The following is a 15,153-nucleotide window of genomic DNA, read 5'->3' on the forward strand; positions in this document are numbered from 1 at the left end:
AGTTACTTCTTACTCTTTATAAATATGTATCAAATACGATCCAGAACAGTTTTGATAAGGTTATCTATGGAATTTTTATAGTTGGGATTTGCTTTGCCAGCCACGCGGTTAGCTATAACCATACAGCAGGTAAGGGCTTTATGTCCCATGAGTTTGGCCAGACCGGCCAAAGCGCTGCTTTCCATTTCAAAGTTTGTAATACGTAGCCCGTGATACTCAAACTTCATGATTTTTTCATTTTGTGAAGGATCTGCTAAAGGAATGCGCAGTTCGCGACCTTGCGGGCCGAAAAAACCGCCGCAGGCTATTGTCACCCCCCTCACCATATCAGTACCAGCTATGCGTTCCGTTAATTCCGGATGAGCATCTGCAACGTATGGATATGCAATACATTGATTACCTTTCCATCCCATAGCTGTTACAAAAGTTTTCTCAAAATCAGTATCGCAGACGTTGTCACGTCCGGCATAGAAATTAAGAAGTCCGTCAAAGCCTATGCTTTTTGTACTTGCAATGAATGTTCCTTCAGGTGTATAAGGTTGTAGTCCGCCGCATGTGCCTATGCGTACAATTTCCAAAGAGCGAAGCGACGGCTTTATTTCGCGGGTTGCAAAGTCTATATTGGCCAAAGCATCGAGTTCGTTGAGTACAATGTCTATGTTGTCACAACCGATACCAGTTGAAAGAACTGTGATACGTTTCCCTTTGAAACTTCCTGTTATTGAGTGAAATTCCCGGCTTACAACTTCACATTCCTTTTCTTCAAAATGCGCGGCTACCAGCGACACTCTGCCTGGATCACCTACGAGTATTACTTTGTCGGCGAGTTGTTTGGGGAGCAAATGTAGGTGGAATATTGTCCCGTCTGAGTTGATGATAAGTTCGGAATCTTCGAAATGTTTTTTCATGGCGTGGTTTTTATAATTTATTGACACTTATGCTCATCTGGATAGGTTGTTATTGTTTGCCTTCAGTTTCAGCTTGTCGCATGTGGTTCTCTTCTTTTTCGATGTCTTGGCGTAAAGTCGCAATTTCTTTTTCAAGTTTCAATATGTCATTCTTTAATTGCTCTGTTGGCCGTTTGGAAAAGGTGGAACGCATAACCTCCAGTGAGTTATTCTTACTGTTCTGTTGCCCATACCATATTATCAGTTTTATTGCATGTTCTTTGGCTTTCGGATTTGTAAACTGGGAGAGGTTGGTGTATACCTTTTGATCATTAATGATGAAATGATGTTCCTCCTGTGGGTGATTATCGGGAATGTTCTTTATTTGGGATATCCGTTCAAGAGCATTTTTTACAGCTTGAGAATTGGTCTGGGTTTCTGAAATACTGAAAAGTTGTGCCATATGGCGTATTTTTTCTTCATTTTCTGGGGAAAAATCATAGACCTCTCGGGTTTCATTGGGGATGAAACGGTAAATACAGACGTTATCAGCTGTTTGGTTGCGGTCAGTTACGAACCAGCCGATGTTACAAGTCTCGTCAATGGCCATCAGATAGTCGTTGGCTGGAGAGTTGAATGGCATGCCGACATTCTCGGCCCTTACAAATTCTCCTGTGGATTTGTTATAGCGGGTAACAAAGATGTCATATCCTCCCAGGCTTTCTTCGCCTTTGGCTGCAAAATAGAGAGTCATTCCATCGGCCATCATGAATGGATAATCCTGAATGTCTGTAGGAATGCCTATACCTTCAAGGCGTACGGGAGAACTCCAATCTTCTCCTAACCGGTCGGCAGACATTAATTTAAGAGCTCCGGTAGAGTCAGGAAGTGAATATATACAACGGTCTCCCAATTCATTCATATAAGCCGTAGCGCCGGTTTGTTTTCCGGCAAGACTTTGAATGATAGCGCTTGGCGGGATTATTTTCCCACATTCACGGCTGATGTTGAAATATTTCAGAAAATCGCTGCGTTTCACCACAGTACTATCTATAATTATGACTTTTTCAGTGTTACACAGCATCTCTGCGCCTAAACGGGCCTGATGTAATTCTTTAATCAGGTTGATGTTGCTTTTGTCGGTATTTTCCTGTTTATCCAGTTCTTCTGTAATCAGGTCTTCGGCTTCCTCAAACCGATATGCCTTTATTAAATTCTGAATTTCTGTAATATCGATGGTTCTGACGGTTTTGGCGGTTTTCTTTTTGGAGACTTTTTTTTGTGCGGATAAGGGAATAGAGAGAATTAGCGATAAGAAAATAGAGATAATGTATTTGTACTTGCTTGTCATGTTTAAACGGTTTATTTGGCTCAAAAATACGTATTTCTTTTTAATAGCTTGCTATAGTCACCAGTTTTTGTGTATTTTTGCCTCAATTTAACCTGCTGTTAAAAGAAGAGTGGGGACTTTTTCCTATGGAATATGGTGTTTTGCCAGTTACCGGGATAATCGTTTTATGTTGAAAATATAATTTAAATATTAATTAAGGAATCAACAGATGCAGATGGAAATCAAGCGGATATTGTTAGGGACATTCATAGCCTTTTTAGTCGGTACATTGTCTGTTGCAGCGCAGCAAAATCCCGGCAGACATACGGTTCAGCAAGGAGAGACCCTTTACTCTCTATCGCAGAGATATGGCGTTTCCGTAGATGGTATTATTGCGGCAAATCCTTCGTTGAAGACAGAATCACTTAAAATAGGGACCGTGATTATGATACCACGACAGGCGAGAGGTACCGGAATTGCAGGGTCGGATTGTCGTGAAATGCATAAAGTTGCGAAAAAGGAAACAGTCTGGAGTATTTCGCAACGTTATGGCATTACCGTAGACGAACTTATTGCTGCAAATCCGGAGATGAAAGCTGAAGGCTATAAATTAAAAAAAGGAAATTTCTTGTGTATTCCTTATGCCAAACCTCAACAGGCGGAAGTGCAGAAACCTGTTGTTGACAAGAGCAATGCGCTCTCCGCGGTGAATGTTGCTGTGGTTTTGCCGTTGACTTCCGGAGGAGTGGAAGTGGAACGTAGCGTTGAGTTTTATCGCGGCTTTCTTATGGCAGTCGGTAATTTGAAGCGTGATGGCAAGAATATTAATGTATATGCTTTTAATGAACCGAAAAGTAGTGGTGATATGGGCGGTTTGATTTCTCAACTGAACTTGAAAGATATTGATCTTGTAGTGGGACCTCTTTATCCTCAGAATATGGCAGCGATGTCAGCTTTTACAAGTCAGAAGCAGAAGACAAAGTGGATACAACCGTTTTCATCGAAAGTGCCGCAAATAACGACTAATCCCAACCTGTTTTTAGTGAATGCTCCGGAGAAATATCTCAATGAGTCTGTAGCCCGCTTGTTTTCGCAAGTATTCAAGGATGTAAAAGTTGTGTTTCTGCATAGTGAGAATGGTAATGAAAAGAATTTTTCGATTGATTTAATCAAAGCGTTGAAAACCAAGCAATATGATTGTACGGAACTGGCTCCCGGCTACACCTCCGGACAGATGAAAGCGGCGATGGGCCAAAACCGCATGACCGTTTTCGTTCCGGATGCCTCTACGAAAGAATGTGCCAGACAAGTTCTTGAAAAAATAAAATGGATGAAGAGTTTGTCGCCTCAGGGACAGTTTGCCGTTTTGGGTTTTCTTGACTGGATGGAATATGCCGAGGAACTTCAGGAAGATATGTTTGCGGCCAATACTTACGTTTTTGCCAATTATTTTTACAATAAGTATGACAAGGCCACGATTGATTTTGAAAAGGAATATACCCGTTGGTTCAAGACCACACCGCTTTCAGTTTATCCCCGCATGGGCTTGTTGGGCCACGATGTAGGTATTTATGCCGTTGGCGGTTTGCTGAAATATGGCGATGATTTTTTCAGCCGTAAAGCAGAAGGCAGATTATTACAGAATGAACTTCATTTCATACGTCCGGTTGTAGGCATGGGCCTGGTGAATGACTGCATGCAATTTATTCATTTTCGTCCGGACCGTGTGATAGATAAGATGAAGCTTAAATAATTAATTGAGGAATATGGATCTACCCTGTTCCCTTTTTTAAAATAGGGTAATATCTTTATTATTTACAGATCAGAGAAGGAATGCAAATAAGGAAAAACATATTATCATTGTTCATTGCTTTTTGTGCGTGTGGTTCAATTATGGCACAGATAGGTGAGGCGCGCAGTTCACTCGCTGTTGGCTTTAACGGTGGGGTGGCTCTTAACTCTGTGGGGTTTGATCCCTCCATCAAGCAGAAGTGGCATGTGGGGCCGGCTTTTGGGGTGACGTTGCGTATGACCAGTGAAAAATATTTTAACACGCTTTGTGCTTTGCAGGTAGAATTGAATTTCGCACGTTTAGGGTGGAAAGAAGATATTTATAATGGGAAAGACGAGCCTTTGCCCGATACGTATCAACGTGACATCGATTACGTTCAGTTACCTTTCCTTGCGCGTCTTGGCTGGGGACGTGAGCACCGTGGTGTGATGGGGTATTTTCTGGCCGGTCCTCAGGTGGGGTATGGCTTTTCGGAAAAGACGAAGCGAAGCGAAGTGTGGACTACCAATGCCGATGGAAATCCCGACAGACCTAACGGCATGTATGCACAATATGAAATGCCGCTCAAACATAAGTTCGATTATGGAATTACGGCAGGTGCCGGTATTGAATTGAATACGCGTGTGGGACATTTTATGTTGGATGGACGTTACTATTATGGATTGAGCGATTTATATGGCAATAGTAAAAAAGAGGTGTTCTCTCGTTCAAACAATGGGACTATCGTGGTGAAATTTACCTATTTGTTTGATTTGAAAAAATAGCAGGCTGCGTAAAGCGTGCTTATATGTGTAGACATCCTGGCTCGGATTTTTTTCGGGTCGGGATTGTTTTTTTGTCAGGTGATGTGTTAAACTGTCAAGTAAAATTGGTCAGGTGGGAATTTTTTCGATGTTAAAGAACAGGTATCCTGGTAATTCCGAGTACTCCGGGAACTGTTTTGGCAAAGGATTTTGTTGAAAAGAATGTTGCAGATAACTTTATTGATTAACTTTTAAATATACAATCATTATGGATTATTTGTCATCATCTTCCCAACCTTGTTTGCTCGTTGTTTTTCGTTTGGCCATTGAGGAGAAGAAAGCAGAAAAAAAGTTTGGGACTGCCCGAAATTTTCAGCGTACGCTTAACAGTCTGACAAACTTTCTTGGAGATAAGGCAGAACTTCCGCTATCGCTTGTGAATGAGGATTTTGTTGGAACCTATAATGCCTGGTTGTTACAACGGGGAGTGGCACGCAACAGCATTTCCTTTTACATGAGAGTGCTCCGTTCTATTTGTAACAAATTGTCTCGGCTATATGATTTTCAATGTACTCATTTGTTCCGTGACGTTTATACTGGAGTGGCTTCAACCCGTAAGCGTGCGGTGAATGAGAACATATTGCTGAAGCTGCAAGCATTGGAACTGCGCCCGAAGTCACATCTGGCTTTGTCGCGCGATGTTTTTATTTTCAGTTATTGTGCCCGTGGCATGGCTTTCGTTGATATTGCCTTCTTGCAGAAAAGTGACATTTCAGACGGTGTGCTTTGTTATGTCCGCCGTAAGACAGGACAGTACCTGACTGTACGCATAGAGCCTTGTATGGCGCGCATCATTAAGAAATATGCAGCAGAAACGGCAGGAAGCCCCTATGTGTTCCCGTTTCTCAGAAGTCTCCATCCATCTGTGGCCTATAAACAATATCAAACAGCTTTAGGGTATTATAACCGTGTTCTTAAGAAACTGACAGCCTGTTTAGGCCTCTTGCATCCTTTGAGTTCATACACCGCCCGCCATACTTGGGCCACTACTGCCCGTAATCACAATGTGCCGATTTCTGTTATCAGTGCGGGAATGGGGCATTCTTCCGAACGTACTACGCAGATTTATTTGGCATCGCTGGATAATTCCGTGATAGATAAGGCTAACAGTATGTTACTTAAGTCATTGAACAGCTATGAAGGATAACCGGCAGACCTGTTGTCTGTTATTATTGACAACTGCTTCTGATAGCTGGATATGGTATGAGCCTATCGACCGGCTTTTCGCAGGAGAGGTAATTCTTTGTAGATGAGGTCGGCCATGAAGAAACGGGGATGTTTTTGGGATAGGCATTTGCCATTTTAACACAATTTGCTTTTGGCTGTAAAATGTCGTATATTTGTAATAGCGGAGCGGGGATTTCTTATTGAAATCCCCGTTTTTATGTGTTTTTTAGGGCTATTTTTGTATGTTTTCGCTTTGTTTTTCTTGAAAATTTCCCGTATTGGAGTTTAAACTCGAAGTATTCCTGTTAAAATTTCAATAAGGTTTTTATAAATCCAATACTTCAAGTTAGGAAAACAGGTTGCAGAAACGTTTATGAAGGTTAAAAATGTTAAAGTTGGAAGGCTTGGAAAATTACATAGACCGGTTTGTCGGGTGATATTGGGTTGAGTAGGTATGCTTTTTTACAGACTGTTTCTGAGGACTAATGTGAATGTGTTTTTTTTGATATTTCAGTATCGCGTTTGGGATGCCTAAAAGAAAATTCATTATATTTGCCAAATATTTAGAAAATAAAAGGCTTTTTCCGGTAATTCACTTCATACGAAGCATAATGCCTTTTGAGGCTGGAGTGTTTGGATAAGTGAGGTATTGGGCAGGGGCTTCAGATGTTTGAATATAAAATATTAATGTGCAATGAATAAAATAGTCAGCAAGAAACAATTCTCGGAGAAAGTATTTCAGATAGAGGTTGAGGCCTCTTTGATATCTCGTTCGCGCAAGGCCGGTCATTTCGTAATTGTGCGTGTAGACGAGCACGGTGAGCGCATACCGCTTACTATTTCTCAGGCAGATGTGGAAAAAGGCACCATTTTCTTAGTTGTACAGGAAGTTGGGGTCTCTTCCGAAAAGCTCTGCCGTTTGGGAGTTGGTGATTGTTTGGCTGATGTCGTAGGCCCGCTGGGTAAAGCCACCCATGTGGAACGTTTCGGTACTGTTGTGTGTGCGGGGGGCGGCGTTGGAGTAGCTCCTATGTTGCCCATTGTTCAGGCGATGAAGGCGGCCGGCAACCGTGTCGTGACAGTTTTGGCCGGACGAACGAGGGAGTTGATTATTCTTGAAGAGGAAATGCGTGCCTCGTCCGATGAACTTATTATTATGACTGATGACGGCTCTTACGGACAGAAAGGCTTGGTAACAGAGGGCGTAGAGGGAGTCATACAGCGTGAGCGGGTAGATAAATGCTTTGCCATCGGTCCCGCTGTCATGATGAAATTTGTTTGTTTGCTGACAAAAAAATATAATATACCTACAGATGTTTCGCTCAATACCATCATGGTGGATGGTACGGGCATGTGCGGTGCCTGCCGTATTACAGTCGGAGGGGTTACGAAGTTTGTCTGTGTTGATGGGCCTGAGTTTGATGGACATGTCGTTGACTTTGACGAAATGCTCAAGCGTATGGGGGCTTTCCGAAGTGCGGAAAAAGTGGCCTTGGAACAGTTTGAGTCTCAACTTGGTAAAGGAGATGGCTGTGAGAAAAAGGTTGATATTCAGAATGTTAAGGTTGCGGAATGCAAGGGTGTGGCCGCCGAAGAGCACATGCCTTGTTTGGATGAGGATATTTCGCGCAACGCTTTGTGGCGCACTGATTTGCGCAAAGCCATGAAGCCCAAGGAACGAATGGCTATATCTCGTTGTCACATGCCTGAGTTAGAAGCGCAGTATCGTGCACGGCGACTAAAGGAGGAAGTCAATCGCGGACTTTCGGCCGAGGTCGCGCAACAGGAAGCCAAGCGCTGTTTGGATTGTAATAATCCCGGCTGCGTACAGGGCTGTCCTGTCGGTATTGATATACCACGTTTCGTGAAGCACATTGAGCAGGGTGATTTTCTGGCCGCTGCTGCAACCTTGAAGGAAACCAGTGCACTGCCCGCTGTATGTGGTCGGGTTTGCCCGCAGGAAAAACAGTGTGAAAGTCGCTGTATTCATCTGAAAACAGGAGGAGAGGCCGTGGCTATTGGTTACTTGGAGCGCTTTGCTGCCGATTATGAGCGTGAGCATGCGGTTGTTGTTGCGCCGGTTAAGGCTGCAAGGAATGGGAAGAAAGTGGCGGTGGTCGGTTCCGGTCCCGCAGGCTTGTCATTTGCCGGCGATATGGTAAAGCACGGATACGATGTGACTGTTTTTGAAGCCTTGCATGAAATCGGTGGTGTCCTGAAGTATGGAATTCCGGAGTTTCGTCTGCCCAATGCCATTGTAGACCATGAAATTGAAAATCTGAAGCAATTGGGAGTACATTTTATAAAAGATTGTATTGTCGGTAAGACACTCGACGTGAAACAGTTGGAAGCAGATGGCTTCTGTGGTGTTTTTGTGGCTTCCGGAGCCGGTTTACCCAATTTTATGGGTATTCCAGGTGAAAATGCTACCGGGGTGATGTCATCGAATGAATATCTGACCCGTGTCAATCTGATGGATGCTTCCAATCCGGCCAGCGATACCCCGGTCATTATGGGCAAACGGGTGGCTGTGGTAGGAGGTGGCAATACGGCCATGGATTCAGTGCGTACGGCATTGCGTCTTGGAGCAGAGTCTGCTACAATCATCTACCGTCGTTCTGAAGAAGAAATGCCTGCTCGATTGGAGGAAGTGAAACATGCCAAAGAAGAAGGTGTGCGCTTTCTGACACTTCACAATCCTTTGGAATATGTCACGGATGAAGATGGACATGTTAAGCAAGTTGTATTGCAGAAAATGGAACTTGGAGAACCTGACGCCAGTGGCCGCCGCCGCCCCGTTCCGGTTGAAGGGGCTGTTGTCACGATGGATGTCGATCTTGTTATTGTAAGTATCGGTGTTTCTCCGAATCCTATAGTACCCAATTCAATTGATGGGTTGAATGTCGGTCGGAAAGGTACTATTGAAGTGGACGACAATTTGCAAACTTCAGTACCGGCTATTTATGCCGGTGGTGATATCGTGCGGGGTGGAGCAACCGTCATTTTGGCTATGGGGGACGGCCGCCGGGCTGCTATGGCTATGCACGAGGCCATTTCGGAGCAATGAAGAAAAAAACAGGATATTTGAGGCCTGAAAGAGTAATATGGAATAATTATTGGATTTTCAGCAAATAATATGATCAGACATATCGTGATATTTAAGCTAAAGCCGGCTATGTCCGCTCAGGAAAAAAAGTCTGTTATGACAGCCTTTAAATCGGATATAGAGGCATTGCCGGCAGTGATAAATTGTATCAGAAATATCCGCGTAGGCCTTAATGTTAATGCCGACGAAGTGTGTGACATTTGTCTGGAGAGTGTTTTTGATACATTAGACGATGTTAGAGCTTATTCCGTACATCCGGCTCATCGCGCAGTTGCGGGCCGGTTAGCCCCTTATATCGAAGTGCGCAGTTGTGTGGACTATGAGATATGACGTTTTTCCATTTCTTCTTTTAATATTGTTGGGGGCATGTCGGAAGTCTCCACAGTCTGTAGGAGATAATGGTGCTTTTCTATCGTCAGGGAAGCAAAAAACGTCTCAGGGATATGATCTTGTAGACATTCAGAATGGAGGAGAATTGATTGTAGCCACGTTAAATGGCCCAGATACCTATTTTGACTATCAGGGGCAATCGATGGGATTGCAATATGCTTTTGCGGCAGATTTTGCAACCCATGAAGGTTTGCGTTTGCGCATGGAGATTGCGAATGACACACTTTCGCTTTTAAAAATGTTGAAAAATGGAGAGGCTGACATCATAGCTTTAGCATTGCCACTCGAAGTCATACGGAAGAATGGTTTGGCGGCTGTTGGAGTAACCAGTGATGATGGTAAATACTCTTGGGCGGTTCGTCAACAGGCTGTGGCATTGGGGGAGGCATTGCAAATGTGGTATGCCACGTCTCCATCGCCGGAAGTAAAGCGTAAAGAAAAGCATCGCTTTGATGAGCGCCGTCAGGTCCGTCGTAAAGTGCGTGCATCGTATCTTTCTCGCGAACGTGGAGTTATCTCCGTTTATGATGAATACTTTCACGCTGCGGCTGAAACTACAGGATGGGATTGGCGGCTTATAGCCGCACAATGTTATCAGGAATCCGGTTTTGACCCCTCGGCACTGTCTTGGGCCGGAGCTTGCGGCTTGATGCAGATTATGCCGTCAACGGCCCGAGGGCTCGGACTTTCGGCTGATCGCATTTATAATCCTAAGGATAATGTGGCAGCAGCAGCCCGTTATATTAAGCAACTGACTGATAAATTTAAGGATATTACCGATAAGGAAGAGCGTGTGAAGTTTGTCTTGGCTGCTTATAATGGCGGATTCGGTCATGTGCGTGATGCCATGGCGTTGGCTAGAAAATATGGAAGGAATGCCCATTTGTGGGAGAGCGTCAGTTTTTATGTTCTTCGGCTTTCCGAACCGAAATATTATAGGGATCCGGTCGTAAAGTACGGATATATGATAGGATCTGAAACAGCTGGTTATGTAACGAGTGTTCTTGAGCGTTACAGGAGCTATGGAGGAAATATCGGTATGACTGTTTCCAGTCATCATTCATCGGTTCATGCCTCCGGTGCGCGTTCGCATAAGCGTAACCGTTATTCCCGTGAGCGCCGCATTTATTCTGCGGAAGAATTGAGGCAGCAACTTCAGCAATAAGGTTTCAGGTGATTACGGCAGAAGAGATTTTTCAAGAAATAGAGTTGCATTTAGATAAACGGCAGAAATTGCGGGTACGCTATTCTTGCCTTTACAGTCTGTTAAGACGGATTTGCACAGAACGGTCAGAGGGTTTTCATACAGACTTTTCCGGTCTTTTTTCCCAGTTATATGCAGTGTGCCAGGCAGCCGGTATAGATTATCATGCCGCAGACAGTTTTCGCCGTCGTGCCCGTATGGTTTTGCTGGAAAAGGAGATTGCAACAGAAACCACTTTTCTTACAGATGTTTCGCTACTTTGCCGGTTTTTGTGTGAACTTTATGCCGTGGATATGCCTGGTACTCTAATGGGAAAGCTACAGAATACGGCGCAAACAGCTACTATTAAGAAAACTTTTATCATACGAAAACAGCGTATTAGGGCCATCGTTACAGAAGTTCGGAGCAATGCTTTCAGCTGTACCTGTGAATTAGGTGACAGTACTGTGCTTGTACCTCATCTTAAGCGTACACTGCAAGTATTGAGAAAAGGGATGGCCGTTAATCTGATTGATGCGGAAGTCATCGGTGATGATATGATAAAAGCCGGAATGATTATCATCGAGCCGGATTATTTGATTGATGTGAGTGCATTGGCTGCTTGCGTCAAACCTTATGGTGACAGTCCTTTAAATTATTTCGTCAACATGTTTTCTCCTAGACAGATAACGTTGCCCATTCTACTGGGTGACGCTGCCAACCGTTTTATGGACGATAAGGTCAATGCCTCGGGCCAGAAGAGCGGTGATCAGCTTTTTGTCTCTTCTTTGCAACAACATTTTCAGGAGAATATGTTGGCTTATGCTTGTTTGTCGGAAGCTCCGGATAGGGTTTATGCCGCAAATCTTAAGGCTACGTATAATCATGTCAGTAAAGCTGTTTCCGAGCAGTTTCTTTCTCCGGAAGTCGACATAGATGTAGATGAAGTGTTACTAGAGCCGTCTTTTATTTGTGAATGTCTGGGATTGCGCGGACGTTTTGACGTGATGACAGCCGACTACCTACGTCTGGTTGAGTTGAAGAGTGGTAAGGCGCAAGAACATTTTGGACATGCCGTGCGTCCTAAGGAAGAGCATGTCTTGCAGATGTCGCTCTATAAAGAGATACTTCATTATAATTTTAATATACCGCGCGATGCTGTCCGCTCTTTTCTTCTGTACAGCCGTTATCCGATTTTTTACAACGAACGTTCCAGTTCACAGGCTGTCAGGAATATATTGGAATTACGTAATGAGATAGTCGCATTGGAGCAATGCATACGCGAAGGGCAATGGCAGGAGGTGGTGCCTCTTATGGCTTCTGAAAAATTGAATCTCCGTCAGCTTTCCACTCCCTTGTGGAAAAAATATTTTCAGCCTTCGATAGAGGCGGTTATGCAGCCGTTACGGCAAATGACACCACTCCTGTCTGCCTATTTCAATCATTTCCTGACTTTCTTGGAGCGTGAAAAATTTTTGAGCAAAACCACCGATAATCGCCCTGATTCCAACCGCGGCTTTGCTTCGGTATGGACGGCGGATTTGACAACCAAACTGATGGCCGGCGACATTCTTATCAATTTGCGGATTATTGAAGAGAGTGGTTTGGGAGGAGTGGAAGCTCTGACATTGGGCCTTCCAGACTATGGAGATAAGTTTATTGCCAATTTCAGTGTTGGCGAAATGGTACAGTTGTATGAGCGCCGTGAGAAAAATGATAGTGTTACCACCCGTCAGCTCATTAGAGGCTATATTGAAGAATTGACGCGCGAATATGTTAAGTTGCGTCTGACCTATCGCCAGCGCAACCGTTCTTTCTTTTCGCGTGAAACATTTTATGCCATAGAGCATGATTCCACTGATAGCCTTTTCAATCGTTCGGTGAGCGGACTGTTCAGTCTTCTTACTGCCACAGAGAAACGCCGTGACCTCCTTTTAGGGCAACGTCTTCCTGAAGTGCATGACGGAGCAGTTCCTTTGGTCGGAATTTATCATGAAGCCGTTTCACCGATAGTGCAGGCTGCCAAAAGAGCCAAAGATTACTTTCTGCTCGTAGGGCCGCCTGGAACAGGAAAAACAAGTGTGGCCTTGAAAGCCATGGTTGAGGAGCATTTGCATGATGAGAGCCAATCTGTAAGTAGAGGCTGTGAGATTGGGGAAAGTTCCGGATTGCTCCTCATGGCCTATACCAATCGGGCTGTCGATGAAATTTGTGCCATGTTAGCGGGAGTAGACGCTCCTTATGTCCGCATCGGTTTGCCTCAAACCTGTGAGTCGGCATTCCGCAGGCATCTTCTTCCGGCTTTCATGGAGGGGGTCTCGAAGCGTGAGGATGTACGTCGTCGATTGCTGGAGGTTCCCATTGTCGTCGGAACAGTGGCGACGATGTCCGCACATACGGAGATATTCAACCTGAGGCATTTCGTGGCCATTATCGACGAGGCTTCTCAAGTGCTAGAACCGCAATTGCTCGGCCTTTTATGCGCACGCCACCCCGATGGAAGCAGCGGTATTGTCAAGTTCATTATGATAGGCGATCACAAACAGTTGCCGGCCGTTGTGCTGTTGCCGGAAGGGGAAACGCGTGTGACCGATCCCTGTTTGCTGGATATAGGGTTGACGGATTTACGGAATTCTCTCTTTGAACGCTTGCACGGTCAGGCCTTGAGCAACGGAATGGACGCTGTGGTGGGCATGCTCGACAGGCAGGGCCGCATGCACCCTGAAATTTGTGATTTTGTCAATAAACAGTTTTATGACAACCGCCTGAAGACTGTAGGACTTTCACATCAGTTGTCTGCGCTCAGTCTGGAGCACGCCGAAACATTGATGGAGGCCTTCGTGGCTTCTACACGTTTAGGTTTTGTTGATGTGGCTTCTGCTGTGACGTCAGACAATAATAAGATTAATAAGGAAGAGGCCGAAGCGGTGGCGGCAATAATCGGTGCCTTGTTGGCGTTGCTTAAGAAAAACAATATCCCAGTTGTGCCGGCCCGTCAGATCGGTATTATCGTGCCGTTCCGTAATCAGATTGCCACTATCCGGAGTGCGCTGTTGCGGCATGGGCTTTTGGAATGTGAAGCTGTAACCATAGACACCGTGGAATGTTTTCAGGGGAGTCAGCGCGATTATGTCATCTTTTCCACAACCATCCGTCAGCCTTATCAATTAAACATACTTTCTTCGGTGCAACAGGTGGGCGGAACGGATGTTGACCGTAAGCTCAATGTGGCTCTTACGCGGGCTAGAAAACAATTTTTTATGGTAGGGTGCAAGGAACTGCTTTGCCGGAGCAGTATTTATAGGAGTTTCATTACGACTGTCCGTAATTTCACATCGGAGCAGGCATGAACTATGCATAGGCAGAATAAAATTTTGTTCAATAATCGCATAAACATACTCTTTTAAAATTAACATTTTTAACCTTTCGTTACATTTCGGAGGAGCTTTTTTGCCATATTTATATAGCTTTTCGAAACCGAAGCAAGAGTTGTTGGAAAAAGATTACTTGAAACTTTAATTCGAATACTTGGATTTAAAATTGCAATACGGGCTTTTTGCCAATATTCAGGTCAGTTTTTCATGAGTTTCTTCCTGATTTTGTCTAAAAAAGAGGACCGTCTTTTGAGACGGTCCTCTGCGCTGTTACAAATATACCACTTTTTGAGGTCGAAAGCAAATTGTGTTAAAATCTCAGGACAAGCAAAATCAGAGAAAAAGTGATGCCTGAAATGGCAGGACGAGAAATAACGCGGTAAAATATCTGGAGAGTCTTTTGATATAATTTATTCCGCCGTCTCTCTTATGAAAAGGGTTGAGAAGAAGAATCATTTAAGAAATACGGGATACGTGATGGACAAGTGGCGGGTGGTCTTCTTGCAGCCTAGAAGGAAGTTCCGTCTTTTTATGGACGCAGGAGTGTCGTTGCTTCTTTATATAGGAAAATATGTTTAACTTTGCGCGTTGTAAGAAAAAGCATCATAGCCTTCTGCGAAATAAAAAATCATTAAAATCAAAGAAATAAATATGAGTAAGTTAGTTATCAGCTCTTATGAGGAATTTGCCCAGCATGTGGGTGAGGTCATTGGTACTTCAGATTGGCTGGAAGTGCCTCAGGATCGAATAAATCTTTTTGCCGATGCCACCTTGGATCACCAGTGGATACATGTAGACCAAGAGCGTTCAAAGGATGGTCCTTTCGGACAGACCATAGTTCATGGTTATCTGACTCTTTCTCTTTTGCCCTATATGTGGGAACAGATTATAGAGGTAAACAATCTGAAAATGATGGTGAACTATGGTATGGACAAGATGAAATTCGGCCAGGCCGTATTAAGCGGTCAGAGTGTCCGTTTGGTGGCTACTCTTCAGAGCATCGCCAATTTGCGTGGTATCTGCAAGGTCGAAATAAAATTTGCGATTGAAATAAAGGATGAGCGTAAACCGGCCTTGACGGGTGTGGCAACATTCCTCTATCATTTTGAATGAAAAACAGT

Annotated in this window: 10 protein-coding genes; 8 read left to right on the forward strand and 2 right to left on the reverse strand. The window is 44.2% G+C overall.

Going from position 1 to position 15,153, the window contains the following annotated elements; all coding sequences use genetic code 11:
- Nucleotides 1-29 precede the first annotated feature (29 nt).
- Complete coding sequence (locus C5S62_RS05540) at nt 30-908, reverse strand: nucleoside phosphorylase (RefSeq protein ID WP_104404413.1); 879 nt, start codon at nt 906-908, stop codon at nt 30-32.
- Between the two features lie 49 nt (nt 909-957).
- The gene (locus C5S62_RS05545; protein WP_104404414.1) at nt 958-2,238 is read right to left on the reverse strand and encodes a hypothetical protein; all 1,281 of its coding nucleotides are present in this window, start codon (nt 2,236-2,238) and stop codon (nt 958-960) included.
- Between the two features lie 214 nt (nt 2,239-2,452).
- On the opposite strand from C5S62_RS05545, the gene C5S62_RS05550 reads away from it, so the two are divergent.
- The 8 genes from C5S62_RS05550 to C5S62_RS05585 all read left to right on the forward strand — a co-directional run bounded on the left by C5S62_RS05550 (nt 2,453) and on the right by C5S62_RS05585 (nt 15,145).
- Nucleotides 2,453-3,970 carry a LysM peptidoglycan-binding domain-containing protein gene (locus tag C5S62_RS05550; RefSeq protein WP_172486089.1) on the forward strand — a complete coding sequence of 506 codons (1,518 nt, stop codon included), beginning with the start codon at nt 2,453-2,455 and terminating at the stop codon, nt 3,968-3,970.
- 80 nt (nt 3,971-4,050) lie between these two features.
- Nucleotides 4,051-4,773, forward strand: coding sequence for a porin family protein (locus tag C5S62_RS05555; RefSeq protein ID WP_223301153.1), 723 nt, complete (start codon nt 4,051-4,053; stop codon nt 4,771-4,773).
- A gap of 247 nt (nt 4,774-5,020) precedes the next feature.
- On the forward strand, nt 5,021-5,959 hold the full coding sequence (locus C5S62_RS05560) for a site-specific integrase (RefSeq protein ID WP_104404416.1): 939 nt from the start codon (nt 5,021-5,023) through the stop codon (nt 5,957-5,959).
- 714 nt (nt 5,960-6,673) lie between these two features.
- Complete coding sequence (locus tag C5S62_RS05565) at nt 6,674-9,046, forward strand: bifunctional dihydroorotate dehydrogenase B NAD binding subunit/NADPH-dependent glutamate synthase (protein WP_104404417.1); 2,373 nt, start codon at nt 6,674-6,676, stop codon at nt 9,044-9,046.
- Between the two features lie 69 nt (nt 9,047-9,115).
- Nucleotides 9,116-9,415, forward strand: coding sequence for a Dabb family protein (locus C5S62_RS05570; protein ID WP_104404418.1), 300 nt, complete (start codon nt 9,116-9,118; stop codon nt 9,413-9,415).
- Nucleotides 9,405-10,640 (forward strand): transglycosylase SLT domain-containing protein, encoded by a 1,236-nt coding sequence (locus C5S62_RS05575; RefSeq protein ID WP_104404419.1) that lies wholly within the window; start codon nt 9,405-9,407, stop codon nt 10,638-10,640. The genes C5S62_RS05570 and C5S62_RS05575 overlap by 11 nt, the downstream gene beginning before the upstream one ends.
- Before the next feature lie 176 nt (nt 10,641-10,816).
- Nucleotides 10,817-14,008 carry a DEAD/DEAH box helicase gene (locus tag C5S62_RS05580; protein WP_133159516.1) on the forward strand — a complete coding sequence of 1,064 codons (3,192 nt, stop codon included), beginning with the start codon at nt 10,817-10,819 and terminating at the stop codon, nt 14,006-14,008.
- Between the two features lie 675 nt (nt 14,009-14,683).
- A complete protein-coding gene (locus C5S62_RS05585; RefSeq protein WP_104404421.1) occupies nt 14,684-15,145 on the forward strand; it encodes a MaoC family dehydratase in 462 nt (153 codons plus the stop codon).
- Nucleotides 15,146-15,153: the final 8 nt, after the last annotated feature.

It is taken from the genome of Prevotella sp. MGM2, from assembly GCF_002933955.1.
Classification (GTDB): domain Bacteria; phylum Bacteroidota; class Bacteroidia; order Bacteroidales; family Bacteroidaceae; genus Alloprevotella.